Below are 24177 nucleotides of genomic sequence, written 5' to 3' on the forward strand. Positions count from 1 at the left end.
AATTCGCGCCCATGTCGGCCGTCTTCAACCAACCCTCGTTCGCGCGCCGCATCGCGCCCATCTTCCAGGGCTTCGACGGTTTCCTCGCGTTCGCGGTGTTCCTGCTGGCCTGTGCCGGGCTGCTGACCATGTATTCGTCGGGCTACGACCACGGTTCGCGCTTCATGGACCACGGCCGCAACATGCTGCTGGCGGGCTTCATCATGTTCGTGGTGGCGCAGGTGCCGCCGCAGCGGCTGATGCATTTCGCGGTGCCGCTCTACACCGTGGGCGTGGCGTTGCTGATCGCGGTGGCGATCTTCGGCATCACCAAAAAAGGCGCCAGGCGCTGGATCAACGTCGGCATGGTGATCCAGCCGAGCGAGATCCTCAAAATCGCCATGCCGCTGATGCTGGCCTGGTGGTTCCAGCGGCGCGAGGGCCAGTTGCGGCCGCTCGACTTCGTGGTGGCGACGGTGCTCCTGGCGGTGCCGATCGGCCTCATCATGAAACAGCCCGACCTCGGTACCTCGCTGCTGGTGCTGGCGGCTGGGCTGTCGGTGATCTTCTTCGCCGGCCTGAGCTGGAAGCTGATCGTGCCGCCGGTGCTGATCGGCGTGCTGGCGGTCACCCTGATCGTCGGCTTCGAGTCGAAGCTGTGCGCCGACGGCGTCGACTGGCGGGTGCTGCACGACTACCAGAAACAGCGCGTGTGCACGCTGCTCGACCCCACCAAGGACCCGCTGGGCAAGGGCTTCCACATCATCCAGGGGATGATCGCCATCGGCTCCGGTGGCGTGGGCGGCAAGGGCTTCATGCAGGGCACGCAGACGCACCTGGAATTCATCCCGGAGCGCACCACCGACTTCATCTTCGCGGCCTATTCCGAGGAGTTCGGCCTGGCGGGCAACCTGTTCCTGATCAGCGCCTTCATCTTCCTGATCTTCCGTGGCCTGGCGATTGCCATGGACGCGCCCACGCTGTTTTCGCGCCTGCTGGCCGGGGCGGTGACCATGATCTTCTTCACCTACGCCTTCGTGAACATGGGCATGGTCAGCGGCATCCTGCCGGTGGTGGGCGTGCCGCTGCCCTTCATCAGCTACGGCGGCACGGCGATGGTCACGCTGGGGCTGGCGCTGGGCATCCTGATGTCGATCTCGCGCGCCAGGAAGCTGGCGCAGAGCTGAGGCCATTGCCCCGGCGAGGGGCAGGCGAAGCAGGCGTGTCCCTGCCGCGCAGCCTGGGGGCGAGCAATAATGCTTTCATGATCTCCCGCGAACCCACCATCGAACGCCTCGCCATTGCGCAGCAGCTGCTGCTCACGCCCTTCGGGCTCGACGAGTCCCACCTCGGGAAGGCGCTCGCCGAGATCAAGGCGCATCAGGTCGACGACGCCGACCTCTACTTCCAGTACACCCGCAGCGAAGGCTGGAGCCTGGAAGAAGGCATCGTCAAGACCGGCAGCTTCAGCATCGACCAGGGCGTCGGCGTGCGGGCGGTGAGCGGCGAGAAGACGGCCTTCGCCTATTCCGACGACATCTCCGAGGCGTCGCTGCTCGACGCGGCGCGCACGGTGCGCGCCATCTCGTCGGCCACGCGCAGCGGCCGGGCCAAGGTGCCGACGCGCAAGATCGCGGGCAGCCGCTCGCTCTACAACGGGGTCGACCCGATCTCCACGCTCGACAGCACCGCCAAGGTGAAGCTGCTCGAAAAGGTGGAGCAGCTGGCCCGCAGCCGCGATCCGCGCGTCGCGCAGGTCATGGCCGGCCTCGCCAGCGAATACGACGTGGTGCTGGTGGCGCGCGCCGACGGGACGCTGGCTGCCGACGTGCGTCCGCTGGTGCGCCTGTCCGTGACGGTGATCGCGGAGCAGAACGGCCGTCGCGAGATCGGCTCCGGTGGCGGTGGTGGCCGATTCGGCCTGGCCTACTTTGACGATGAGCACATCGCCGAGTATGTCGACCACGCGGTCAAGGCCGCGCTGACCAACCTCGAGGCGCGTCCTGCACCCGCCGGCGAGATGACCGTCGTGCTCGGTTCCGGCTGGCCCGGCATCCTGCTGCACGAAGCCATCGGCCATGGGTTGGAGGGCGACTTCAACCGCAAGGGTTCCAGCGCCTTCTCGGGCCGCATCGGCCAGCGCGTGGCGGCCAAGGGCGTGACCGTGCTCGACGACGGCACCATCGCCGACCGCCGCGGCTCGCTCAACGTCGACGACGAAGGCAACGCCAGCCAGCGCAACGTGCTGATCGAGGACGGCATCCTCAAGGGCTACATCCAGGATTCGATGAACGCCCGCCTGATGGGCGTGAAGCCCACCGGCAATGGCCGCCGCGAAAGCTACGCCCACGTGCCGATGCCCCGCATGACCAACACCTACATGCTGGGCGGCGACAAGGACCCGAAGGAAATCGTCGCCAGCATCAAGAAGGGCCTGTACGCCACCAACTTCGGCGGCGGCCAGGTCGACATCACCAGCGGCAAGTTCGTCTTCTCGGCGAGCGAGGCCTACTGGGTCGAGAACGGCAAGATCCAGTACCCGGTGAAGGGCGCGACCATCGTCGGCAACGGCCCCGATGCGCTCACGCGCGTGACCATGATCGGCAACGACATGGCGCTGGATTCGGGCGTCGGCACCTGCGGCAAGGAAGGCCAGAGCGTGCCGGTGGGCGTCGGCCAGCCGACGCTGCGCATCGACGGCCTCACGGTCGGCGGCACTGCTTGACGCCCCGACACAACGCGCATTCTCTGAAACCCGTGCTACATTCGCGCCCTATGTCGCAACGCGCCGCTTTCTATTTTTCGTACTTTTGGTTCCGGATCTCCGGCGGCCTAGAGGCGAGCGCGTAAGACAAACGTACACCCTCCAAAGACCGCCGGCGCTCACGCCCCGGCGGTTTTTTTATGCCCTTTTGATCCCCGAACCCTAGACCCAGGAGCCGCACGATGACCCATCCCTCCGCACCCACCAGCGACAGCTGGTATGCGCGCGTCGAAAAAACCAGCGAAACCGACGACGAACGCATCAAGGACATCAACGTGCTCCCCCCTCCTGAACATCTGATCCGCTTCTTCCCGATCCGCGGTACCGCGGTGGAAACGCTGATCACCGGCACCCGTCGCAACATCCACAACATCATGGCTGGCAGCGACGACCGGCTGCTGGTGGTGATGGGGCCGTGTTCGATCCACGACCCGGCCGCAGCGCTGGAGTACGCACGCCGCCTCAAGGTGCAGCGCGACAAGTACGCCGATTCACTGGAGATCGTGATGCGCGTGTACTTCGAGAAGCCGCGCACCACCGTCGGCTGGAAGGGGCTGATCAACGACCCGTACCTGGACGAGAGCTTCCGCATCGACGAAGGGCTGCGCATCGCGCGCCAGTTGCTCATCGACATCAACCGGATCGGCCTGCCGGCCGGCAGCGAGTTCCTGGACGTGATCTCGCCGCAGTACATCGGCGACCTGATCAGCTGGGGCGCGATCGGCGCGCGTACCACCGAAAGCCAGGTGCACCGCGAACTGGCGTCGGGCATCTCTGCACCCATCGGCTTCAAGAACGGCACCGACGGCAACATCCGCATCGCGACCGATGCCATCCAGGCGGCGGCGCGCGGCCACCATTTCCTGTCGGTCCACAAGAACGGCCAGGTCGCGATCGTGCAGACCAACGGCAACAAGGACTGCCACGTGATTCTGCGCGGCGGCAAGGCGCCCAACTACGACGCCGAGAGCGTCGCCGCCGCCTGCCGTGACCTCGCGGCGGCCCAGCTGCCGCCGACGCTGATGGTGGACTGCAGCCACGCCAACAGCTCCAAGCAGCACCAGAAGCAGATCGAGGTGGCGCAGGACATCGCGGATCAGATTGCCAGCGGCAGCCGCAACGTGTTCGGCGTGATGGTCGAAAGCCACCTGAGCGCCGGTGCCCAGAAGTTCACGCCGGGCAAGGATTCGATCGGCGGCCTGGCCTACGGCCAGAGCATCACCGACGCCTGCCTGGGCTGGGACGATTCGACCGCCGTGCTCGACACGCTGTCGCAAGCGGTGAAGCGCCGCCGCGGCTGATCGCGCTCTTGGCGCGACGCTCGCTCAGATCAGCCGGGCGAGTTCGGGCCAGTGGTGCTGCATGAGGGCGGCTTCCTCGCTGCCCTCGGGCATCAGCGAGAAGTCGGCGAAGTCGAAGCCCGGCCCGACCATGCAGGCCACGAGCACATAGTCGCCGGCGGTGTGGGTGGCGATCGGCTCGGCGGCCTGCCACTGGCCGGCGGGCACCACGTGCTGCGGACGCGTGCCGTGCGCATCGACCGGCCCGAGCCGCGTGTGTGCCGGCGCGGTGCGCAGCGCCGCATCGGCGGTCCACAGGGCGAGCGGCGCGCCTTCCAGATGCACCCACACCTCGTCGGACGTCACGCGGTGCCAGCGCGAATGCTGACCGGCCTCGAGCAGGAAATAGATGCTCGTCAAGGCCGACCGCGGCGGTCGCCCGTCAAACGGCGTCACGCTGGCCGCTGAACGAAAGACCTCGGCGTACCAGCCGCCTTCCGGATGCGGCTGCAGTTCGAGGGTCTCGATGAGTTGCCGTACCCGCGTCATGGTCAGTCCCGGGGGCGCAGCGCGGCCAGCAGCTTGTCGTGCACGCCGCCGAAGCCGCCGTTGCTCATGCAGACGATGTGATCGCCTGCCCGCGCTGCGGTCGCGACCTGCACCACCAGCGGCTCGATGGCGTCGACCACGCGCGCCCGGTCGCCCATCGGCGCGAGAGCCGATGCCGCATCCCAGCCCAGACCGCCGCTGTGGCAGAACGACAGGTCCGCCGCCGCCAGGCTCCACGGCAGTTGCGCGGCCATGGTGCCCAGCTTCATGGTGTTGCTGCGCGGCTCGAAGACCGCCAGGATGCGGTCGCCACGCCGTCCCTCGCCGTCCAGCTTGCGGCGCAGGCCGTCGAGCGTGGTGCGGATGGCGGTGGGGTGGTGCGCGAAGTCGTCGTACACGGTGATCGCGCCGCCGTCGCGCTCGACCGTGCCGCGCAGCTCCATGCGCCGGCGCACGTTGCGGAAGCTGCCCAGCGCGGTGGCCGCTTCGGTCGGCGACACGCCCACGTGGTCGGCGGCGGCGATGGCGGCCAGCGCGTTCATCTGGTTGTGCTCCCCCGACAGCGCCCAGTCGACCCGGCCGACCGGCTCGCCGTGGCGAAGTACGTCGAAGGCATCGTGCGCGCCACGGGCTTGCCATTCCGCGCTCGGGCCGCTCGTGCCGAAGCCGCTCACCGCGCTCCAGCAGCCCTGTGCCAACACGCGCTGCAGGCTGTCTTCGTTTGCATTCACGACCACGCGGCCGGTGCCGGGCACGGTGCGTACCAGGTGGTGGAACTGGCGTTCGATGGCCGCAAGGTCGTCGAAGATGTCCGCGTGGTCGAACTCGAGGTTGTTGAGGATGGCGGTGCGCGGCCGGTAGTGGACGAACTTGCTGCGCTTGTCGAAGAAGGCGGTGTCGTACTCGTCGGCCTCGATGACGAAGGCGGGCCCCTGGCCCAGCCGCGCCGACACGCCGAAATCGAGCGGAACGCCGCCGACCAGAAAGCCGGGCGCCCGGCCGGCGCGTTCAAGCACCCACGCCAGCATCGACGTGGTGGTCGTCTTGCCGTGCGTGCCCGCGACCGCCAGCACGTGCCGGCCCTGCAGCACATGCTCGGCCAGCCATTGCGGCCCGCTGGTGTAGGGCGCACCGGCATCGAGGATGGCTTCCATCAGCGGGAACTTCGGCGCGCCGTCGGGCAGGCGTGCGCGCGAGACGACGTTGCCGACGACGAACATGTCGGGCGCCAGCGCCATCTGGTCCGCACCGAAGCCTTCGATGAGGTCGATGCCGAGTGCGCGCAGCTGGTCGCTCATGGGCGGGTAGACGCCGGCGTCGCAGCCCGTCACCCGGTGGCCGGCTTCGCGCGCCAGTGCGGCGACGCCGCCCATGAAGGTGCCGCAGATGCCGAGGATGTGAATGTGCATCGGTCGATTCTAGGGATGCTCCCCCCGTGCACTTCCATGGAATGCTGCAGTGCGGGCAGAATGCCCGGATGGACACGTCGAAGCGCGAAATCGCTGCCACAGCCGCCCGCCTCGTGGTCGAGGAGGGGCTGGAGTACGGCCCGGCCAAGCGCCGCGCCCTGCGCGACCTGGGCCTGTCGGCGCGCACCGCGTTGCCGCACAACGACGAGGTCGAGGCGGAGGTGCGCGACTACATCGCCCTGTTCTGCGCCGACACCCAGCCCAAGGAACTGCACGCGCTGCGCCAGCTCGCGCTGGAATGGATGGAGCGCATGGCCTCCTTCCGCCCGCACGTGGGTGGCGCGGTGTGGCACGGCACCGCGACCCGGCTGTCGGACGTCTACATCCAGCTGTTCTGCGACGACTGCAAGTCGGCCGAGATCGCACTGATCGACCATCACGTCGATTACGAGCCGCGCATGGTGGTCGGCTTCCATGGTGAGCAGGTCGAGGCCTTGAGCGTCCATGCGATGAGCCGCGCGCTCGGCGAGGAAATCGGCGTGCACCTTCTGGTGTACGACCTCGACGATCTGCGCGGCGCGCTCAAGCCCGATGCACAAGGGCGCACGCCCCGTGGGGATCTGCAGGCACTGCGTCGCCTGATGGAAAAGGACCCCGCATGACGTCGTCATCGACACGGCGAAGCTGGATGTTGGGTGGCGTGGCCGCCGCGGCAGCCGTGGCGGGCGCTGGCGCAGCCTGGTGGCGCCACTCGGCGCCGACTGAAACCATGGGCGAGCAGTTGTCCGCCGGCTTCTGGGCGTCGCGCTTCGAGCAGCCCGACGGCCAGTCTCTACAGATGGCTTCGCTCAAGGGCAAGCCATTGCTGTTGAACTTCTGGGCAACCTGGTGCCCGCCCTGCATCGAGGAACTGCCGATGGTTGACCGCTTCTACCGCGATCAGCGGGCCAATGGCTGGCAAGTGGTAGGCTTGGCCATTGACCGGCCCGACGCGGTGAAGAAGTTCCTGGCGCGTACGCCCGTGTCTTTTCCCATCGGCATCACGGGGCTGGACGGCACCGAACTGGTTCGGGAACTGGGAAATACCGGCGGTGGCCTGCCTTTTACGCTGGTTTTAGCAGCCAATGGCAGCGTAGTGGCCCGCAAGATGGGCCAGTTGCTGCCTGCCGACCTGGATGCTTGGCAGCGCGCAGAACTTCACAGTTAGAATCTCGCCGATACAACCCGGCACTTGGCGTGTGAACGCCGAAATAAGCCGATTTTCAGGTGAGTTCAATCCGGAACGACCGGCACAGCCGGCAATGGAGTCCCATGGATCTGCGCAAGTTGAAGACACTGATCGATCTGGTGTCTGAGTCGAATATCTCCGAACTGGAAATCACCGAGGCCGAAGGCAAGGTCCGCATCGTCAAGGCCGGTGAAGCGGCACCGGTGCAATACGTTCAATCGGCGGCTGCGCCTGCGGTCGCCGCGCCGGCCGCAGTGGCTGCGACCGCTGCCGCGCCGGCGCCCGCCGCCGAACCGGTGCCGAGCGGCCACACGGTCAAGTCGCCGATGGTCGGCACCTTCTACCGGTCCTCCAGCCCCGGCTCGCCGGCCTTCGTGGAAATCGGCGCGCAGGTGAAAGAGGGCGACACGCTTTGCATCATCGAAGCCATGAAGATCCTCAACGAGATCGAGGCCGACAAGTCCGGCACCGTGATGCAGATCCTCGGCGAGAACGGCCAGGCGGTCGAATACGGCCAACCGCTGTTCATCATCGCGTGACCATGTTCAAGAAGATTCTGGTTGCCAATCGCGGCGAGATCGCACTTCGAATCCAACGGGCCTGCAGCGAACTCGGCATCAAGGCCGTGATGGTCTATTCGGAAGCCGACCGCGACGCCAAGTACGTCAAGCTGGCGCAGGAGGCGGTGTGCATCGGCCCGGCACCGTCAGCGCTGAGCTACCTCAACATGCCGGCGATCATCTCGGCCGCCGAGGTGACCGACGCCGAGGCGATCCATCCGGGCTACGGCTTCCTCAGCGAGAACGCGAACTTCGCCGAACGCGTCGAGCAGAGCGGGTTCCAGTTCATCGGCCCGAGCCCTGAATCGATCCGCATCATGGGCGACAAGGTGTCGGCCAAGCAGGCGATGATCAAGGCCGGTGTGCCCTGCGTCCCGGGCTCGGAAGGCGAACTGTCCGACGATGCCGCCACCAACAAGCGCATCGCGCGCGCCATCGGCTACCCGGTCATCATCAAGGCGGCGGGCGGCGGCGGTGGCCGCGGCATGCGCGTGGTCCACACCGAGGCGGCGCTGGTCAATGCGATCCAGATGACCAAGGCGGAAGCCGGTGCGGCCTTCAACAACCCGGCCGTGTACATGGAGAAGTTCCTCCAGAACCCGCGCCACATCGAGATCCAGATCCTCGCCGACAAGCACAAGAACGCGGTGTACCTGGGCGAGCGCGACTGCTCCATGCAGCGCCGCCACCAGAAGGTGATCGAGGAATCGCCGGCGCCGGGCATCGCCCGCAAGCTGATCGAGAAGATCGGCGAGCGTTGCGTCGCCGCCTGCAAGAAGATCGGCTACCGCGGTGCAGGCACCTTCGAGTTCCTCTACGAGAACGGCGAGTTCTATTTCATCGAGATGAACACCCGCGTGCAGGTCGAGCACCCGGTGACGGAATTCACCACCGGCATCGACATCGTGAAGACGCAGATCATGGTGGCCGCGGGCGAGAAGCTCCCGTTCACCCAGCGCCAGATCGAGATGCGCGGCCATTCGATCGAATGCCGCATCAACGCCGAAGACGCCTACAAGTTCACGCCGTCGCCGGGCCGCATCACGATGTGGCACCCGCCGGGCGGGCCGGGCGTGCGCGTGGATTCGCACGTGTACACCAACTACTTCGTGCCGCCGAACTACGACTCGATGATCGGCAAGATCATCGTGCACGGCGACACGCGCGAGCAGGCGATGGCGCGCATGCGCACCGCGCTCAACGAGACCGTGATCGAAGGCATCCAGACCAACATCCCGCTGCACCGCGAGCTGATGGTCGATGCGAAGTTCATGGCCGGCGGCACCAACATCCACTACCTCGAAGAGTGGCTTGCGGCGCGAGCCCGGTGACGCGCTGTGTTTGAGCTCCGCCTGCTGGCACCGGAAGAACGCGTCGAAGACCTGAGCGATGCGCTCGATGCCCTCGAGGCCTTGAGCGTGTCCGTCGAAGACGCCGACGCGCAGACCGACGCCGAGCAGGCGCTCTTCGGCGAGCCCGGCATGCCGCCGCCCAAAGACGGCTGGCAGCGTTCGCGCGTGATCGCGCTGTTCCCCGACGAAGCGGCAGCGCGCGAGGCGGCGACGCTCTTGACCGCGCAGGACTTCTTCACGGGCTGCGAAGTCATCGGCGTGGCCGACGTGCCGGAGCAGGACTGGGTGCGGCTGACGCAATCGCAGTTCGCGCCGGTCGATATCACGCCCGAGTTCTGGATCGTGCCGACCTGGCACGAGCCGCCGGCCCAGGCGCGGCAGACCATCCGCCTCGACCCGGGTCTGGCCTTCGGCACCGGCACGCATCCCACCACACGCATGTGCCTGCGCTGGATCGCGACGCGGCAGCCCGCCGCGCCGGCGCGCGTGCTCGACTACGGGTGCGGCTCGGGCATCCTGGCGATCGGCGCGGCGAAGTTCGGTGCGGTGGCGATCGATGCGGTCGACATCGACCCCGCGGCGGTCGAGGCCACGCGCCTCAATGCCGACGCCAACGCGGTCACGCTGAACGCGGGCCTGCCCGATGCGGCCCAGGGTCGCTACGACGTGGTGCTGGCCAACATCCTGGCCACACCGCTCAAGGTGCTTGCGCCGCTGCTGTGCGCGCACGTCGCGCCGGGCGGTTCGCTGGTGCTGGCCGGCATCCTCGAACGCCAGGCCGACGAGTTGAAGAGCGCTTACGCACCGTATGCCGCGCTCGAGGTGAGCGACACCGAGGACGGCTGGATCCTCATGACGGCGCGCCTGTAGCCTCACGGGCATGCGGACCGGGCCGAGGGCCGATCCTACAATCGACGCCTCATGAGTCTCGCCACCCGCTGCCCCGAATGCGGCACCACGTTCAAGGTGGTGCGGGATCAGCTTCGCATCTCCGACGGTTGGGTGCGCTGCGGTCGTTGCAGCCATGTGTTCGACGGCACAGAACATCTGCACGACACCGAGGCTGTGGCAACGGATGTGGTGCCGCCCGAGACGCCACCCGAGACGCCGCCCCCCGTGGCGGCGCCGACCCTGGCCGACATCGACTTCTTCAACGACACCCTGTTGCGCCTGCAGAGCGGCGCGCCGTCGTCCGACGAAGACGCACCGGCTCGGACATCGATGCCGACCGTCATCACCGACCACATTCCGCAACCGCCACGCACGCAGCCCGTGACGCTCGAGGCGCCCACGCTCGGCTGGCCGTCGTTCAGCGGCTACGCGTCGACCACCACCGTGCCGGTCATCGAGTTTCCCGCCGATGACGGGCCGACGTCGTGGCCTGTCGCGCCCCAAGCGATCGATACCTGGTCGCGACTGCCGTCCCTGCACCTGGGCGACGTGCCGCAGCGCGCAGAGGCCTCGGTGCCAGCGGCCGTGCCCGACACCGACGACGCCCAGTTTCAGAAGGCGTTGCGCCGTGCGCGCGTCAAGTCCGCCAAGATCGCCAGGTCGCGCGCCAAGGCCAAGGACAGCGAAGCGGCCGCCGTCGTGATGACGGCGAGCGAACCGGTGGAGCCATCGCCGGCTGCGCCGGAGACGCCGGTCGCTGCTGCGAGGCGACGTGTCTCGCGCGCGGGCGATGCGCCACGCCGCCGTGGTTTCCGTCCGGGCTGGCCTTGGCGCACGCTGTCGGTCGTTGCGCTGCTGTGCCTGGTGGCGCAGATGGTCTACCAGGAACGCAGTGCCATCGTGGCCCGCCAGCCGTCGTGGCGCCCCGCCTTCGCCAGCGCCTGTGAAGTGCTGGGTTGCCAGCTGGCGGCGCTGCAGCGCATCGCGGACATCACCATCGACGGGGCCTCCTTCGCGCGCGAGAAGGGCGGCGAGGGCTATCAACTGAGCTTCACGCTGCGCAATCGCGCCGATCTGCCGCTGGCCATGCCGGCGGTCGAGCTGTCGCTGATCGACCTGCAGGAGCGCACCGTCGTGCGCCGCGTGCTGAGGCCTGCCGACTACGGCGCGCCGGCGGTGATCGCCGCACGCGGAGAGCGCACCGCGCTGTTGCCGATGGCGCTCGTGGGCGGCGACGCTGCCGCGTTGCCGCGCGTGGCCGGTTTCCATCTCGATGCCTTCTACCCCTAGGCGCGTTCCGGCGCGTCTTCATCCCTTCTTCTCTTTCTCCCCAACAACGGTCCATCCATGGCAGCCCTGATTTGCGGTTCTCTCGCGTTCGACACCATCATGAATTTCGAAGGACGGTTCGCCGACCAGATTCTTCCGGACCAGGTGCACATCCTGAACGTGTCATTCCTCGTGCCCGGCCTGCGCCGTGACTTCGGCGGGTGCGCCGGCAACATCGCGTTCAGCCTGAACGCGCTGGGCGGCACGGCGCTGCCGATGGCCGCCGTCGGCAGCGACGGTGCCGACTACGTCGCGCGCCTGCAGGGCCTGGGCATCGGCACCGAATTCATCCGCGAAATCGATGACACCTACACGGCACAGTGCTTCATCACCACCGACCTGGCCAACAACCAGATCACGGCCTTTCACCCGGGTGCGATGCAGCAGGCGCACGTCACGCGCATCGCGGCGCGCGATGACATCCAGCTCGGGATCATCTCGCCAGACGGGCGCGACGCCATGCTGCAGCATGCCGAGCAGTTCAAACTGGCCGGCATCCCCTTCGTGTTCGACCCGGGCCAGGGTCTGCCGATGTTCAACGGCGACGAACTCGCGCGCTTCATCGAGCAGGCGGACTGGGTCACGGTCAACGACTACGAGGGCAAGATGCTCAGCGACCGCACGGGCTGGGACAACGCCGAGATCTCGCGCCGCGTGCGCGGACTGGTGGTGACACTGGGTGCCGACGGTTGCGATGTCTGGGTCGATGGCCAGTGCACGCATGTGCCGGCCGTCACACCGGAAGCCGTGGTCGACCCGACCGGCTGCGGCGACGCATGGCGCGGCGCGCTGCTCTTCGGTCTGGAGAAGGGCTGGTCGCTGGTGGATTGTGCGGCTCTGGGCAACCGCGTCGGCGCGATCAAGATCGCACAGCGCGGACCGCAAAACTACCAGCTCGATCGTCAGACGCTGGGCGTTTGAGTATCTTCTTCGCCTCTGGCCTGACGGCATGAAAAAAGCCCGGCACCTTGCGGTACCGGGCTTTTGCCTTCAAGGCCGCTGAGAAACTCAGGGCTTGCTGGCCGTCGGAAACGGCCAGGCTGCCTGGGGGTTCAGCGTCGTTTGCGCCGCAGGGGCAGGCGCTACGGCGGCAGCCTTGGCGGGCGCTTTCGCAGCCTTCTTGGCAGCGGGCTTCTTCGCAGCTTTCTTGGCAGCGGGCTTCTTGGCCGCCGCCTTTTTCGCGGGGGCCTTCTTCGCAGGCGCCTTCTTGGCAGCGGCCTTCTTGGCCGGCGCCTTCTTGGCTGCAGCCTTCTTCGCAGGCGCCTTCTTGGCGGCTACCTTCTTGGCAGCAACCTTCTTGGCCGGAGCCTTCTTGGCAGCGACCTTCTTCGCAGGCGCCTTCTTGGCGGCTACCTTCTTGGCAGCAACCTTCTTAGCCGGAGCCTTCTTCGCTGCGACCTTCTTTGCCGGTGCCTTCTTGGCCGCGACCTTCTTTGCCGGAGCCTTCTTTGCTGCGGCTTTCTTCGCCGGCGCTTTCTTTGCAGTTGCCATTTCTTTCTCCTTGGTCAAGTTGAAAAATCAACCTTTTGAAGCACTTCGCGCGCGCTGTTGCGCTTGAAGCGATCCATGGCGTTGGACATCAAATCCCAGCACCATGAACACCTGAGCCCTCTGCACCCCCGCGCTCTATGGCGCGGTCGATGTGGAGGGCAATTCCTGAATCCATCGATTGTTGTCGTTAAAAAGCTCAATCCCAGGAGAGCGCACCACCCGACTGGTATTCGATCACGCGGGTTTCGAAGAAATTGCGCTCTTTCTTCAGGTCAATCATTTCGCTCATCCACGGGAACGGGTTTTCTTCGTTCGGGAAGAGCGTCTCGAGGCCGATCTGCTGTGCACGCCGGTTGGCGATGTAGCGCAGGTAGCCCTTGAACATGGAGGCGTTCATGCCGAGCACACCGCGGGGCATGGTGTCTTCGGCGTATTGGTATTCGAGCTCGACGGCCTTCAGGAAGAGGGCCTTGATCTCCGCCTTGAACTCGGTGGTCCAAAGGTTGGGATTCTCGAGCTTGAGCTGGTTGATCAGGTCGATGCCGAAATTGCAGTGCATCGACTCGTCGCGCAGGATGTACTGGTACTGCTCGGCCGCGCCGGTCATCTTGTTCTGGCGGCCGAGCGCCAGGATCTGCGTGAAGCCGACGTAGAAGAACAGGCCTTCCATCAGGCAGGCGAACACGATCAGCGACTTGAGCAGAGTCTGGTCGGTTTCGTGCGTGCCGGTCTTGAAGTTCGGGTCGCTGATCGCTTCGATGAAAGGGATCAGGAACTCGTCCTTGTTGCGAATGGAGGCGACCTCGTTGTACGCGTTGAAGATCTCGCTCTCATCCAGGCCGAGCGATTCGACGATGTACTGGTAGGCGTGCGTGTGGATCGCTTCCTCGAAGGCCTGGCGCAGCAGGAACTGGCGGCACTCGGGCGCCGTGATGTGGCGGTAGGTGCCCAGCACGATGTTGTTGGCGGCCAGCGAATCGGCGGTCACGAAGAAGCCGAGGTTGCGCTTGACGATGCGGCGCTCGTCTTCGGTCAGGCCGTTCGGGTCTTTCCACAACGCGATGTCGCGCGTCATGTTCACTTCCTGCGGCATCCAGTGGTTGGCGCAGGTGGCGAGGTACTTTTCCCAGGCCCACTTGTACTTGAACGGCACCAACTGGTTGACGTCGGTCTGGCCGTTGATGATGCGCTTGTCGGCAGCGTTCACGCGGCGCGCGACGGGTGCCGGCGCAGCTGGGCGAACCGGTGCCGATGCGCCGTCATCGAGCGTCGTGCGAGGCAGAGGCGTGGCGGCGGAGGCTGTTTGCGGCGTCGGGAATTCCATCGAGCGGGCGACCGATGCGCCGCTTTGCGATGGTGAGTGCTGCAATCCTTGTGGCATGTCCTTTGGCAAGGATGGCTTGACTTCTTCGTCCCAGGTCAACATAGAAAAATCCAATGCTCAAATTATGTGAGCAACGATGCGAGTTGCAAAGTGCAGCCTCACATCGCGCCCGAATTATCTCTTGCTTATGTTGTTCGCATGCATCGCATTTTGTCGGGCGATGCCGCGAATCACATTCGCATCACGCTGACATCACTGGCACGCTTCGCACGTCGGATCGTCGACACCGCAGAAAGCGATGTCGGTGGCAGGCATCGCATTGAGCTGCGCTTGCGCTGCAGCAGCGGCGGCTTCGATCGCGCTCATCTTCGGCGCATCGTTGCTGCCGCCCGAGGACACGGCGTTGAGCCGGCCCGATTGCACGGTCGACTTCTCGGCGTGCGTCGCGCTCTGCGTGCGCAGGTAGTAGGTGGTCTTCAGACCGCGCAGCCAGGCGAGCTTGTAGGTGTCGTCCAGCTTCTTGCCCGAGGCACCCGCCATGTAGATGTTCAGCGACTGCGCCTGGTCGATCCACTTCTGGCGACGTGCGGCGGCTTCCACCAGCCAGGTCGTCTCGACTTCGAACGCGGTGGCGTAGAGCGCCTTCACGTCCTGCGGCACGCGGTCGATGGGGCGCAGCGAACCGTCGAAGTGCTTCAGGTCCATCACCATCACGTCGTCCCACAGGCCCAGGCGCTTGAGGTCGCGCACCAGGTAGTGGTTGATGACGGTGAACTCGCCTGACAGGTTCGACTTGACCGACAGGTTGCCGAAGCAGGGTTCGATCGAGGCGTCGACGCCGATGATGTTCGAGATGGTCGCCGTTGGTGCGATCGCCACGCAGTTGGAGTTGCGCATGCCCTGGGTCTTGATCTTCTGGCGCAGTGCGTCCCAGTCGAGCGTGGACGAGCGGTCGACCTCGACGTAGCCGCCGCGTGCCTTCTCGAGCAGGTCGAGCGTGTCGATCGGCAGGATGCCCTTGTCCCACAGCGAGCCCTTGTAGCTCGAGTACTTGCCGCGCTCACGGGCCAGGTCGGCCGATGCCGAGTAGGCGTGGTAGCAGATGGCTTCCATCGACTCGTCGGCGAACTGCACGGCTTCTTGCGAGGCGTAGGGAATGCGCAGTTCGTACAGCGCGTCCTGGAAGCCCATCAGGCCCAGGCCGACCGGACGGTGGCGCAGGTTCGAGTCGCGCGCCTTCTTGACCGCGTAGTAGTTGATGTCGATCACGTTGTCGAGCATGCGCATCGCGGTCGAGATCGTCTTCTTGAGCTTTTCCTGGTCGAGCACCTTGGAGGCGACGCCGTTGGCGTCGCGTGCGCCGTCCTTCAAGTGATTGATCAGGTTGACCGAGCCCAGGTTGCACACCGCGGTCTCGGTGTCGCTGGTGTTCAGCGTGATCTCGGTGCACAGGTTCGACGAGTGGACGACGCCAGCGTGCTGCTGCGGCGAGCGCACGTTGCAGGCGTCCTTGAACGTGATCCACGGGTGGCCGGTCTCGAACAGCATCGTGAGCATCTTGCGCCACAGGTCGGCCGCAGGCAGCGTGCGCGAAGGCTTGATCTCGCCGCGCAGCGCCTTCTCTTCGTAGGCGACGTAGGCCTTTTCGAAGTCGGCGCCGAAGAGGTCGTGCAGGTCGGGCACGTTGTTGGGCGAGAACAGCGTCCAGGTGCCCTTTTCCATCACGCGGCGCATGAAGAGGTCGGGAATCCAGTTGGCGGTGTTCATGTCGTGCGTGCGGCGGCGGTCGTCGCCGGTGTTCTTGCGCAGCTCCAGGAACTCCTCGATGTCGAGGTGCCAGGTTTCCAGGTACGTGCAGACGGCGCCCTTGCGCTTGCCGCCCTGGTTCACGGCCACGGCCGTGTCGTTCACGACCTTCAGGAACGGCACGACGCCTTGCGATTCGCCGTTGGTGCCCTTGATGTGGCTGCCGAGGGCGCGCACGCGGGTCCAGTCGTTGCCCAGACCGCCGGCGAACTTCGACAGCAGCGCGTTTTCCTTGATCGACTCGTAGATGCCATCGAGGTCGTCGGGCACGGTCGTGAGGTAGCAGCTCGACAGCTGCGAGCGCAGCGTGCCGGCGTTGAACAGCGTGGGCGTGCTCGACATGAAGTCGAAGGACGAGAGCACTTCGTAGAACTCGATGGCGCGCGCTTCGCGGTCGATCTCGCCCAGCGACAGGCCCATGGCCACGCGCATGAAGAAGGCCTGCGGCAATTCGATGCGCGCCTTGCGCACATGCAGGAAGTAACGGTCGTACAGGGTCTGCAGGCCGAGGTAGTCGAACTGGTTGTCGCGTTCGGCCTTCAGGGCGGCGCCCAGACGCGGCAGGTCGAACTGCAGCAGCTTCTCGTCGAGCAGGTCGTTGTCGACGCCCTTCTTGATGAACTGCGGGAAGTAGTCGACATAGGCTTGCGAGCGCTCGGCGGGCATCACTTCGCGGCCGATGATCTCCTTGAAGATCGTGTGCAGCAGCAGGCGCGCGGTCGCGAAGGTGTAGTCCGGATCTTTTTCGATCAGCGTGCGGGCAGCCAGGATCGAGGCCTTGTACACCTCGTCGAGCGGCACGCCGTCGTACAGGTTGCGCATCGTCTCGGCCTGGATCGGCGCGGCCGTGATGCTGTCGCCCAGACCTTCGCAGGCGGATTCGATCAGGCCTTTGAGCTCGTTCAGGTCGAGTGCCACGCGTTCGCCGCGGTCGAGCACATGCAGCGTGGGTGCGACGGGCGCGTCCTGCGCGCCTTGCTTGGAACGCTCCTGCGTGCGGCGCTCGCGGTACAGCACATACGCACGGGCGATCTCGTGGTGCCCTCCGCGCATCAGGCCGAGCTCGACCTGGTCCTGCACGTCTTCGATGTGGAAGGTGCCGCCGCCCGGACGCGAACGCACCATGGCGCGCACCACGGCCTGCGTCAGCGTGTCGACCGTCTCGCGCACGCTGGCCGATGCCGCGCCTTGCGTGCCGTGCACCGCGAGGAAGGCCTTCATCATCGCGATGGCGATCTTGTTGGGCTCGAAGGGCACCACGGCGCCGTTGCGGCGGATGATCTGGTAGTGCGCGAGCGCGCTGCCGGCAGGCGAGCCGGCGCTGTCGCGGGCCGCCGCGCTGGCGGTGGGCGAGGGGGTCGTTGTGCGAGAGGTGGTGGACGGGGTGTTCAGAGCTGTTTGCATTCGGTCCTCGGTTGGCAAATTCTTGTTGGGGGCGCGTGGCGGAAGCGGCGTCCGGCGCGGTCGACCGGGGTATATCGGTCGGGCAGCACACTATATCTAGTGTGTGAGGGGGTCACAATCACTAGATGTAGTGTTTTTCACGAAGATCAAGGTCCGTGAAAAATGTCACACAGGGCCCAGAGCCCAGCGCATGCCGCATGGTGACTGCGTTAGTCTGAACGAAGCCAGCAGCGACGCACTTTTCCAGCCTGTTTGGGCTTGAAAGCCGCATGGTTGCTGGGCGGCGGCCGGTGGCGCCGCGCCGCGCGCCGGTCGACCGGCTAGCCATCGGATGCCGTGCCTCGATTGAAATTTTTAGCGGCGCGCTGTCTGCGGCGGAAACATCGTGCTTGGCCACCCGGTGTCGGCCTGCAGGCGCGCCCATCGAAAGCCTGCGCCCGGGTCGTGCTTGCGTCCTGGCGCGATGTGCTCGTGGCCGGCGACGAAGCCGATGGGATAGCGCTGCGCGATCGCCGGACAAAGCGCGGCGAGGGTGGCGTACTGCGCCGCTTCGAACGTCTGGCCTTCCAGGCCTTCGAGTTCGATGCCGACAGAGTCGTCGTTGCAGTTGCCGCGGCCACGCCAGGCCGATGCGCCGGCGTGCCAGGCGCGCGCGTCGCAGCTCACGAACTGCCAGAGCGCGCCGTCGCGCCGCACATAGAAGTGCGAAGAGACTTCGGCACCGCGGATCTGCTGGAAGTACGGATGCGCATCCCAGTCGAGCTGGTTGGTGAAGAGTCGCTGCACCTCGTCGCCGCCATACCGGCCGGGCGGCAGGCTGATGGAATGCAACACGATCAGGTCGATGTGCGCGCCCGGCGGCCGCGGGCCGAAATTCGGTGAGGGCAGAAGGTTCGCGTTGCGCAGCCAGCCATCCTGCCAGAGGCCTGACGTCGCCTTGCCGGCGTCACTCATCGCCACCGGCATCGTCGTTGCCGTTGGGCGTGCCGATGCCCAGCCGCGCGATGCGGTAGCGGATCTGCCGCAGGCTCAGGCCGAGCCGCGCGGCCGCGGCGGTGCGGTTGAAGCCGCTCTCGCGCAGGGCACGCACGAGGATCTCGCGCTCCTGCTGGTCGAGGTAGGTCTGCAGGTCGGCGGGCACGGCCTGTGGCGCGTCCACGCTCACGGGCATGGGGGCGGCTGCCAAGGGCGCGGCTGGTGGCGGCGGTGGGGCCGGGGGCGGCACAGCGATCGACATCGGCGCGAAGTCGGATATGCCGGACAGGCGCTCGAGCGGCGCGATGTTGCTCGGCTCGAAGTCCAGGTGCAGTTCGTCGCCGTCGTTGAGCGCCACCGCGCGGTGCAACAGGTTCTCGAGCTCGCGCACATTGCCCTGCAGCGGGTGGGCGGCCAGGCTGTCGATCACTGCCGGCGACAGCACCGGCACGTCCATGCCGGCGTCGTGCGCGATGCGCGCGAGCAGCGCGGCACACAGCGCGGGCAGGTCTTCGCGCCGGTCGCGCAGGGCCGGCACGGCGATCTCGATCACGTTGAGCCGGTAGAACAGATCCTGGCGGAAGCGGCCTGCCTGCACCTCGGCCTGCAGATCCTTGTGGGTGGCGCTGACGATCCGCACGTCGACCGCGTCTTCCTGCGTCGAGCCGATCGGCCGCACGCTGCGTTCCTGGATGGCGCGCAGCAGCTTCGATTGCATCGCCAGCGGCAGGTCGCCGATCTCGTCGAGGAACAGCGTGCCGCCGCGGGCTGCCTGGAAATAGCCGTCGCGGTCCGCCGCCGAGCCGGTGTACGAGCCCTTGCGCGCGCCGAAGAACTCGGCCTCGAGCAGGTTCTCCGGAATGGCGCCGCAGTTGACGGCGATGAAAGGGCCGTCGCTGCGCTGGCTGCAGGCATGCACCGCGCGCGCGACCAGTTCCTTGCCGGTGCCCGATTCGCCGCGCACCAGCACCGGCGCCATGCCGCGCGCCACCTTGGCGATGCGCGACTTGACCAGGCGCATCGGCTCGGAGTCGCCGACCAGCCGGGCCAGTGCAGCGTTGCCGTTGCCGCCGACGGTCGATTCGATGCCGCGTGTGGGATCGACGGTGCCGGTGGACGGCACATGGGGGCGTGCCGACGCGAGCTGCGCTTGCACCGCCGACGCCACGACCCCGCGGAACTGCTTCAGGTCGACTGGCTTGGTGAGGTAGTCGAAGGCACCGGCCTTCAGCGCCTCGACCGCGTTCTCGGCGGAGCCATAGGCGGTCATCACGATGCAGCGCTCGCTGCGCTGCTCGCGGTGAATGCGCTGGAGGATCTCCATGCCGAGCCCGTCGGGCAGGCGCATGTCGGTGATGACCACGTCGAAGCGTTCGGCCTGCAGGTGCTTTTCCGCATCGGCCACGCTGCCGGCGGCTTCGACACGGTAGCCCTCGCGCAGCAGCGTCAGTTCGTACAGGGTGCGCAGGTCGGGCTCGTCGTCGACGACCAGGATCTGTGCAATGCGCGGTGCGGACGGGTTGGGAGTGCTCACGGCGTTATTGTGTCAGCCGGCCTTCTGCGGCCGCGAAGTGGACGAAGAAGGCGTTGCCTTCCGGGCTGCCGCGCGCGACGAGGCAGCGCTCGTAGCCCATGGTGGCGCCGTGCCGCTCGCAGAGTTCGCGGCACAGGAAGAGACCGAGGCCGCTCGAGCGGCTTTCCGACGAGAAGAAGGGCTCGAACAGGTGCCGCTGCACCGCGGGGTCGAGCGGTGCGCCGTCGCTCCACACCTGCAGGCTGGCGCGCCCGGCCGTGCCGCTGCGCGTGTGGACCTGGATGGCGCCATCGCGTGCGCTGGCGTAGCGTGCCGCGTTGTCCAGCAGGTTCACCAGGATGCGGCGCAGGTGCTCGACGTCGAAGCGCACGTCGACCGCGCCGGCTTCCAGCACCACCTGCACGCCGCGGCGCGTCTGCTGCACCCATTCGTCGACCAGCGTGCGCACCGTCGGGTCGAGCGACAACTGCTCGTCCAGCGGCAGCACGCGCTGCTGGCGCGCACGGGCCACGTCGAGCACGTCATCGACGATGCGCGCCAGCCGTAGCGCGTTCTGCTCGACCATCGCGGTGAGCTGGCGGTGCGCCGGGTCGGTCAGGTCTTCGCTGAGCAGCGCACTGGCCTGCGTGATCGCCGCCAGCGGGTTGCGGATCTCGTGCGCCACCGCCGCCGACATGCGGCCCATCGCCGCCAGCTTCTCGGTGCGGATGCGGGCCTCGAGCTCGCGCAGGTCCTGCAGGAACATCACGCACAGGCTGTCGTTGCGCCGGTCGCTGGACGGCGTGAGGCGCGTGCGCACCCGCACCTCGCGTGCCGGCCCCTGGGCCTGCGCCACGGGCAGTTCGCGCGATTGCGCGGCACGTCGCGAGAAGGTGCGCCCCGCGAGCGCGGCCAGCGGGCGCCAGGCCGGCTGCGACGCCAGCACGAAGGGCGGCGTCATCGACGCCAGGCCGTGCCCGAGGATCACGTCGGCCGCCGGGTTGGCGGCATGCACCCGGCCGTCGGCGTCGATCACCAGCACGCCTTCGCTCAGCGTCTCGATCACCAGGTCGTTGACCTGCGCATGCATCTGCGCCGCACTGCGTCCGCGCTGCGCCAGCGCCTCTTCGCGCGCCAGGCGCCGCGCGAGTTCGTGCGCCAGCAGCGCCACCACGAACAGGCCGGTGCCGGTGAGCGCCGCCTGCACGAAGCGCGCGCTGGCGTCGCCCGACGAATCGATCCAGCGCCAGCTCGCGTCGGCCAGCAGCAGCAGCGTGACGGCCGCGCTGGTGCCCAGGCCCACGGTGACCGTGCCCAGCACCGCGCCCATCAGCACCGGCAGCGCGAACAGCGGCGTGTAGTTGATGCTGCCGACCTGCAGCACCTGCAGGGCGGTGAAGGTGGCCAGGTCGATGCCGATGGTCACGGCCCAGGCAGTGCCGAAGCCGCGGATCGGCGGCCGGAAGGGCGCGAAGCGCGCGCCCAGCAGCGCGGCGATCAGGTAGCCGGACGAGAGGCCGACCGCGACCCAGTGCACCGACTGGCCGATGGCATAGGTCACGAACTGCAGCAGCAGCAGCACGGCGGCCACGAAGCAGCGCGCCGTCATGAAGCCGCGCCACAGACGCTGCAGCGCGGTGTCGCGTTCGGTGCGGCTGTCGAGCGCGGCCCAGTCGGTCAGGGGGTCGCCGCGTGACCAGAGCAGGGAGGCCATGGCGGCGGTTCAGCCTTCGGCCGCGCGCCGATGCGCCGCGCTGCAATACAGCGCACCGCCCGGTCCCGGCAGGGCGTCGGTCGCCGGCAGATGCAGGCCGCAGTGGGCGCAGCGTGCCATCGCCTGCGGCGCGCCGACCGCGGGGGGCGCCGGGCGTTGGGGCGGCGCCGTCCGTTCACGCATTTCCTCGCGCCGATTCTTGCGCCAGAGCCAGATACCGACCGCCACCACGAAGAGGACCAGCAGGTACTTCATGCGGCGCCTCGTGCCAGCAGCACTTCGAGCACGAAGCGCGAGCCGACGTAAGCCAGCAGCAGCAACGCGGCGCCCGCGTACAGCACGCGCCGCGCGGTGCGGCCGCGCCAGCCGAAACGGGCACGGCCGATCAGCAGCACCGCGAAGGTCAGCCAGGCCAGTACCGAGAACAGTGTCTTGTGGTCCCATTTCCAGACCTGGCCGGCGGCGCCATAGAGCGTCTCGCTGAAGAGCAGGCCGGCCAGCAGCGTGGCCGACAGCAGCACGAAGCCGGCGCTCACGAAGCGGAAGGTCAGGCGCTCCAGGGTGAGCAGCGGCACGCTGGCCTCCGGCTCGGTCGCCAGGCGGATCTGCTTTTCGGCGCGGGTCGTGAGCCAGGCATGCACCACCGCCGCGCCGAACAGGCCGTACGACGCGATACCTAGCGCCAGGTGCAGCGGCAGCCAGGGCGAGGCCGACACGTGCAGCGGCGTGCCCGGGAACAGCACGGCCAGCAGCACGGCCAGCGCGCCCAGCCCGGCCAGGGTGCGACGCACGGTGAGCTGCGGGAACATGCGGCTTTCGACCGCATACACCGTGAGCACCAGCCACGCCATGACCGACAGCGCCGGCGCGAAGCCGAAGCGCGGCATGGCGCTGATCAGCCCGACGCCGAGCGCCATCGCATGAAGCAGCCAGGCCAGGCCCAGCGCGGACTGGGTGGCTTGGCGGTTCAATCGGGGGGCCGCGGCGGCCGTCAAGGCATAGGCACCGGCAGTGGCGATGCCCAGTGCCACGCCGAGTGGGGAGGGGCTCGCTAAAATCATGCGGCGATGATAAGGGCTGGCCCACAAAGCCCGTCGCACGTCACAACGCCGCCCCGGCGTTTCGCCCCCCATTCAAAGCGCCCGCACCTGCGGGCCACAAGGCACCTTCCATGGCCACCGCGCTCACCGAAAAATTCTCCCGGCTCGTCAAGACGATGAGCGGGCAGGCCCGCATCACCGAAGACAACGTGCAGGACATGCTGCGCGAGGTGCGGATGGCGCTGCTCGAAGCCGACGTGGCCCTGCCCGTGGTGCGCGATTTTGTCGCGCGCGTGAAGGAGAAGGCGCTCGGCCAGGAAGTGCTCGGTTCGCTCAAGCCCGGCCAGGCGCTGGTCGGCATCGTCAACCGGGAGCTCGCCGCCACCATGGGCGAGGGCGTTTCCGACATCAACCTGGCAGCGCAGCCGCCGGCCGTCATCCTGATGGCTGGCCTGCAGGGCGCCGGCAAGACCACGACCACGGCCAAGCTGGCCAAGCACCTGATCGAGAAGCGCAAGAAGAAGGTGCTCACCGTGTCGGGCGACGTCTACCGCCCGGCCGCCATCGAGCAGCTCAAGACGGTGACCAAGCAGGCCGGCGCCGAGTGGTTTCCCAGCAGCGCCGACCAGAAGCCGATCGACATCGTGCGCGCCGCCATCGACCATGCGCGCCGCCATTTCTTCGACGTGCTGCTGGTCGATACCGCCGGCCGCCTGGCCATCGACGAGGTGCTGATGGCCGAGATCAAGGCGCTGCATGCCGAACTGAATCCGGTCGAGACGCTGTTCGTGGTCGACGCCATGCAGGGCCAGGATGCGGTGAATACTGCCAAGGCCTTCAAGGACGCGCTGCCGCTCACCGGCATCATCCTGACCAAGACCGACGGCGACTCGCGCGGCGGTGCGGCCCTGTCGGTGCGGCAGGTCACCGGTGTGCCGATCAAGTTCGCGGGCACCAGCGAGAAGATCGACGGGCTCGAAGTGTTCGACGCCGAGCGCCACGCCGGCCGCATCCTGGGCATGGGCGACATCGTCGCGCTGGTCGAGCAGGTCACGGCGGGTGTCGACGTCGCCGCCGCCCAGAAGCTCGCGGCCAAGGTCAAGAGCGGCGCCGGCTTCGACCTCAACGACTTTCTCGGCCAGTTGCAGCAGATGAAGCAGATGGGCGGCCTCTCCAGCCTGATGGACAAGCTGCCACAGCAGATGGCCGCCAAGGCGACCGAGGCCGACATGACCCGTGCCGAGCGCGACATCCGCCGCAAGGAAGGGATCATCCAGAGCATGACCCCGCTGGAACGCCGCAAGCCCGAACTGCTCAAGGCCACCCGCAAGCGCCGCATCGCCGCCGGCGCCGGCGTGCAGGTTCAGGAGGTCAACCGCATGCTCAACGAGTTCGAGCAGATGCAGACCATGATGAAGAAGATGAAGGGCGGCGGCCTCATGAAGATGATGAAGAAGATGGGCGGCATGAAGGGGATGCCCCCGATGGGCGGCGGTGGCGGCGGCATGCCGCGCTTCTGACGCGCCCCGTTTTCTCGATTCCCCAAAGAAAAAGCCCGCGATTGCGGGC

General features: G+C 67.2%; 21 protein-coding genes. 11 read left to right on the forward strand and 10 right to left on the reverse strand.

The window, feature by feature from the left end:
- Positions 1-11: 11 nt before the first annotated feature.
- The 3 genes from rodA (at position 12) to ACSFA2_RS05420 (ending at position 4044) form a co-directional block, all read left to right on the forward strand.
- Positions 12-1166, forward strand: a complete 1155-nt coding sequence (gene rodA, locus ACSFA2_RS05410; protein WP_435454292.1) for a rod shape-determining protein RodA — start codon at positions 12-14, stop codon at positions 1164-1166.
- 77 nt (positions 1167-1243) lie between these two features.
- A complete protein-coding gene (gene tldD, locus ACSFA2_RS05415) occupies positions 1244-2704 on the forward strand; it encodes a metalloprotease TldD (protein ID WP_435454293.1) in 1461 nt (486 codons plus the stop codon).
- A gap of 221 nt (positions 2705-2925) precedes the next feature.
- A complete protein-coding gene (locus tag ACSFA2_RS05420) occupies positions 2926-4044 on the forward strand; it encodes a 3-deoxy-7-phosphoheptulonate synthase (protein ID WP_435454294.1) in 1119 nt (372 codons plus the stop codon).
- A gap of 24 nt (positions 4045-4068) precedes the next feature.
- On the opposite strand, the gene ACSFA2_RS05425 is transcribed toward ACSFA2_RS05420, so the two are convergent.
- Together ACSFA2_RS05425 and mpl are read right to left on the reverse strand one after the other, a co-directional pair.
- A complete protein-coding gene (locus ACSFA2_RS05425) occupies positions 4069-4572 on the reverse strand; it encodes a cupin domain-containing protein (protein ID WP_435454295.1) in 504 nt (167 codons plus the stop codon).
- A gap of 2 nt (positions 4573-4574) precedes the next feature.
- Positions 4575-5981, reverse strand: coding sequence for a UDP-N-acetylmuramate:L-alanyl-gamma-D-glutamyl-meso-diaminopimelate ligase (mpl, locus tag ACSFA2_RS05430; protein WP_435454296.1), 1407 nt, complete (start codon positions 5979-5981; stop codon positions 4575-4577).
- A gap of 68 nt (positions 5982-6049) precedes the next feature.
- On the opposite strand from mpl, the gene ACSFA2_RS05435 reads away from it, so the two are divergent.
- The 7 genes from ACSFA2_RS05435 to ACSFA2_RS05465 all read left to right on the forward strand — a co-directional run bounded on the left by ACSFA2_RS05435 (position 6050) and on the right by ACSFA2_RS05465 (position 12262).
- A complete protein-coding gene (locus tag ACSFA2_RS05435) occupies positions 6050-6643 on the forward strand; it encodes a hypothetical protein (RefSeq protein ID WP_435454297.1) in 594 nt (197 codons plus the stop codon).
- Positions 6640-7188 carry a TlpA family protein disulfide reductase gene (locus ACSFA2_RS05440; RefSeq protein WP_435454298.1) on the forward strand — a complete coding sequence of 183 codons (549 nt, stop codon included), beginning with the start codon at positions 6640-6642 and terminating at the stop codon, positions 7186-7188. Before ACSFA2_RS05435 ends, ACSFA2_RS05440 begins: the two co-directional genes overlap by 4 nt.
- Before the next feature lie 104 nt (positions 7189-7292).
- Positions 7293-7748, forward strand: a complete 456-nt coding sequence (gene accB, locus ACSFA2_RS05445) for an acetyl-CoA carboxylase biotin carboxyl carrier protein (RefSeq protein WP_435454299.1) — start codon at positions 7293-7295, stop codon at positions 7746-7748.
- A 2-nt stretch (positions 7749-7750) separates the two neighbouring features.
- Positions 7751-9100 (forward strand): acetyl-CoA carboxylase biotin carboxylase subunit, encoded by a 1350-nt coding sequence (gene accC / locus ACSFA2_RS05450; RefSeq protein ID WP_435454300.1) that lies wholly within the window; start codon positions 7751-7753, stop codon positions 9098-9100.
- A 6-nt stretch (positions 9101-9106) separates the two neighbouring features.
- A complete protein-coding gene (prmA, locus tag ACSFA2_RS05455; protein ID WP_435454301.1) occupies positions 9107-9991 on the forward strand; it encodes a 50S ribosomal protein L11 methyltransferase in 885 nt (294 codons plus the stop codon).
- A gap of 51 nt (positions 9992-10042) precedes the next feature.
- Entirely contained in the window at positions 10043-11302 is a 1260-nt protein-coding gene (locus ACSFA2_RS05460) for a zinc-ribbon and DUF3426 domain-containing protein (protein WP_435454302.1), read from the forward strand.
- A gap of 57 nt (positions 11303-11359) precedes the next feature.
- On the forward strand, positions 11360-12262 hold the full coding sequence (locus tag ACSFA2_RS05465; RefSeq protein ID WP_435454303.1) for a carbohydrate kinase family protein: 903 nt from the start codon (positions 11360-11362) through the stop codon (positions 12260-12262).
- Positions 12263-12349: 87 nt separating this feature from the next.
- Here the strand turns inward: ACSFA2_RS05465 and ACSFA2_RS05470 are convergent, their stop codons facing one another.
- The 8 genes from ACSFA2_RS05470 to ACSFA2_RS05505 form a co-directional block, all read right to left on the reverse strand.
- The gene (locus ACSFA2_RS05470; protein ID WP_286648415.1) at positions 12350-12832 is read right to left on the reverse strand and encodes a histone H1-like DNA-binding protein; all 483 of its coding nucleotides are present in this window, start codon (positions 12830-12832) and stop codon (positions 12350-12352) included.
- 196 nt (positions 12833-13028) lie between these two features.
- Positions 13029-14258, reverse strand: a complete 1230-nt coding sequence (locus ACSFA2_RS05475; RefSeq protein ID WP_435454304.1) for a ribonucleotide-diphosphate reductase subunit beta — start codon at positions 14256-14258, stop codon at positions 13029-13031.
- Between the two features lie 150 nt (positions 14259-14408).
- On the reverse strand, positions 14409-17366 hold the full coding sequence (locus tag ACSFA2_RS05480; RefSeq protein WP_435454305.1) for a ribonucleoside-diphosphate reductase subunit alpha: 2958 nt from the start codon (positions 17364-17366) through the stop codon (positions 14409-14411).
- 354 nt (positions 17367-17720) lie between these two features.
- Complete coding sequence (gene ampD, locus ACSFA2_RS05485; RefSeq protein ID WP_435454306.1) at positions 17721-18320, reverse strand: 1,6-anhydro-N-acetylmuramyl-L-alanine amidase AmpD; 600 nt, start codon at positions 18318-18320, stop codon at positions 17721-17723.
- Entirely contained in the window at positions 18313-19875 is a 1563-nt protein-coding gene (locus ACSFA2_RS05490; RefSeq protein ID WP_435454307.1) for a sigma-54-dependent transcriptional regulator, read from the reverse strand. The genes ampD and ACSFA2_RS05490 overlap by 8 nt, the downstream gene beginning before the upstream one ends.
- 4 nt (positions 19876-19879) lie before the next feature.
- Entirely contained in the window at positions 19880-21568 is a 1689-nt protein-coding gene (locus ACSFA2_RS05495) for a two-component system sensor histidine kinase NtrB (RefSeq protein WP_435454308.1), read from the reverse strand.
- Between the two features lie 9 nt (positions 21569-21577).
- Positions 21578-21823, reverse strand: a complete 246-nt coding sequence (locus ACSFA2_RS05500) for a PP0621 family protein (RefSeq protein WP_435454309.1) — start codon at positions 21821-21823, stop codon at positions 21578-21580.
- Positions 21820-22629 (reverse strand): cytochrome C assembly family protein, encoded by an 810-nt coding sequence (locus ACSFA2_RS05505; protein WP_435454310.1) that lies wholly within the window; start codon positions 22627-22629, stop codon positions 21820-21822. Before ACSFA2_RS05505 ends, ACSFA2_RS05500 begins: the two co-directional genes overlap by 4 nt.
- 110 nt (positions 22630-22739) lie before the next feature.
- Here ACSFA2_RS05505 and ffh point away from each other — a divergent pair, with 110 nt between their 5' ends.
- Complete coding sequence (gene ffh / locus ACSFA2_RS05510) at positions 22740-24128, forward strand: signal recognition particle protein (RefSeq protein WP_435454311.1); 1389 nt, start codon at positions 22740-22742, stop codon at positions 24126-24128.
- Positions 24129-24177: the final 49 nt, after the last annotated feature.

Origin of the sequence: Variovorax cryoconiti (genome assembly GCF_051216395.1) — a bacterium.
In the GTDB taxonomy this organism is placed as follows: Bacteria; Pseudomonadota; Gammaproteobacteria; order Burkholderiales; family Burkholderiaceae_C; genus Variovorax.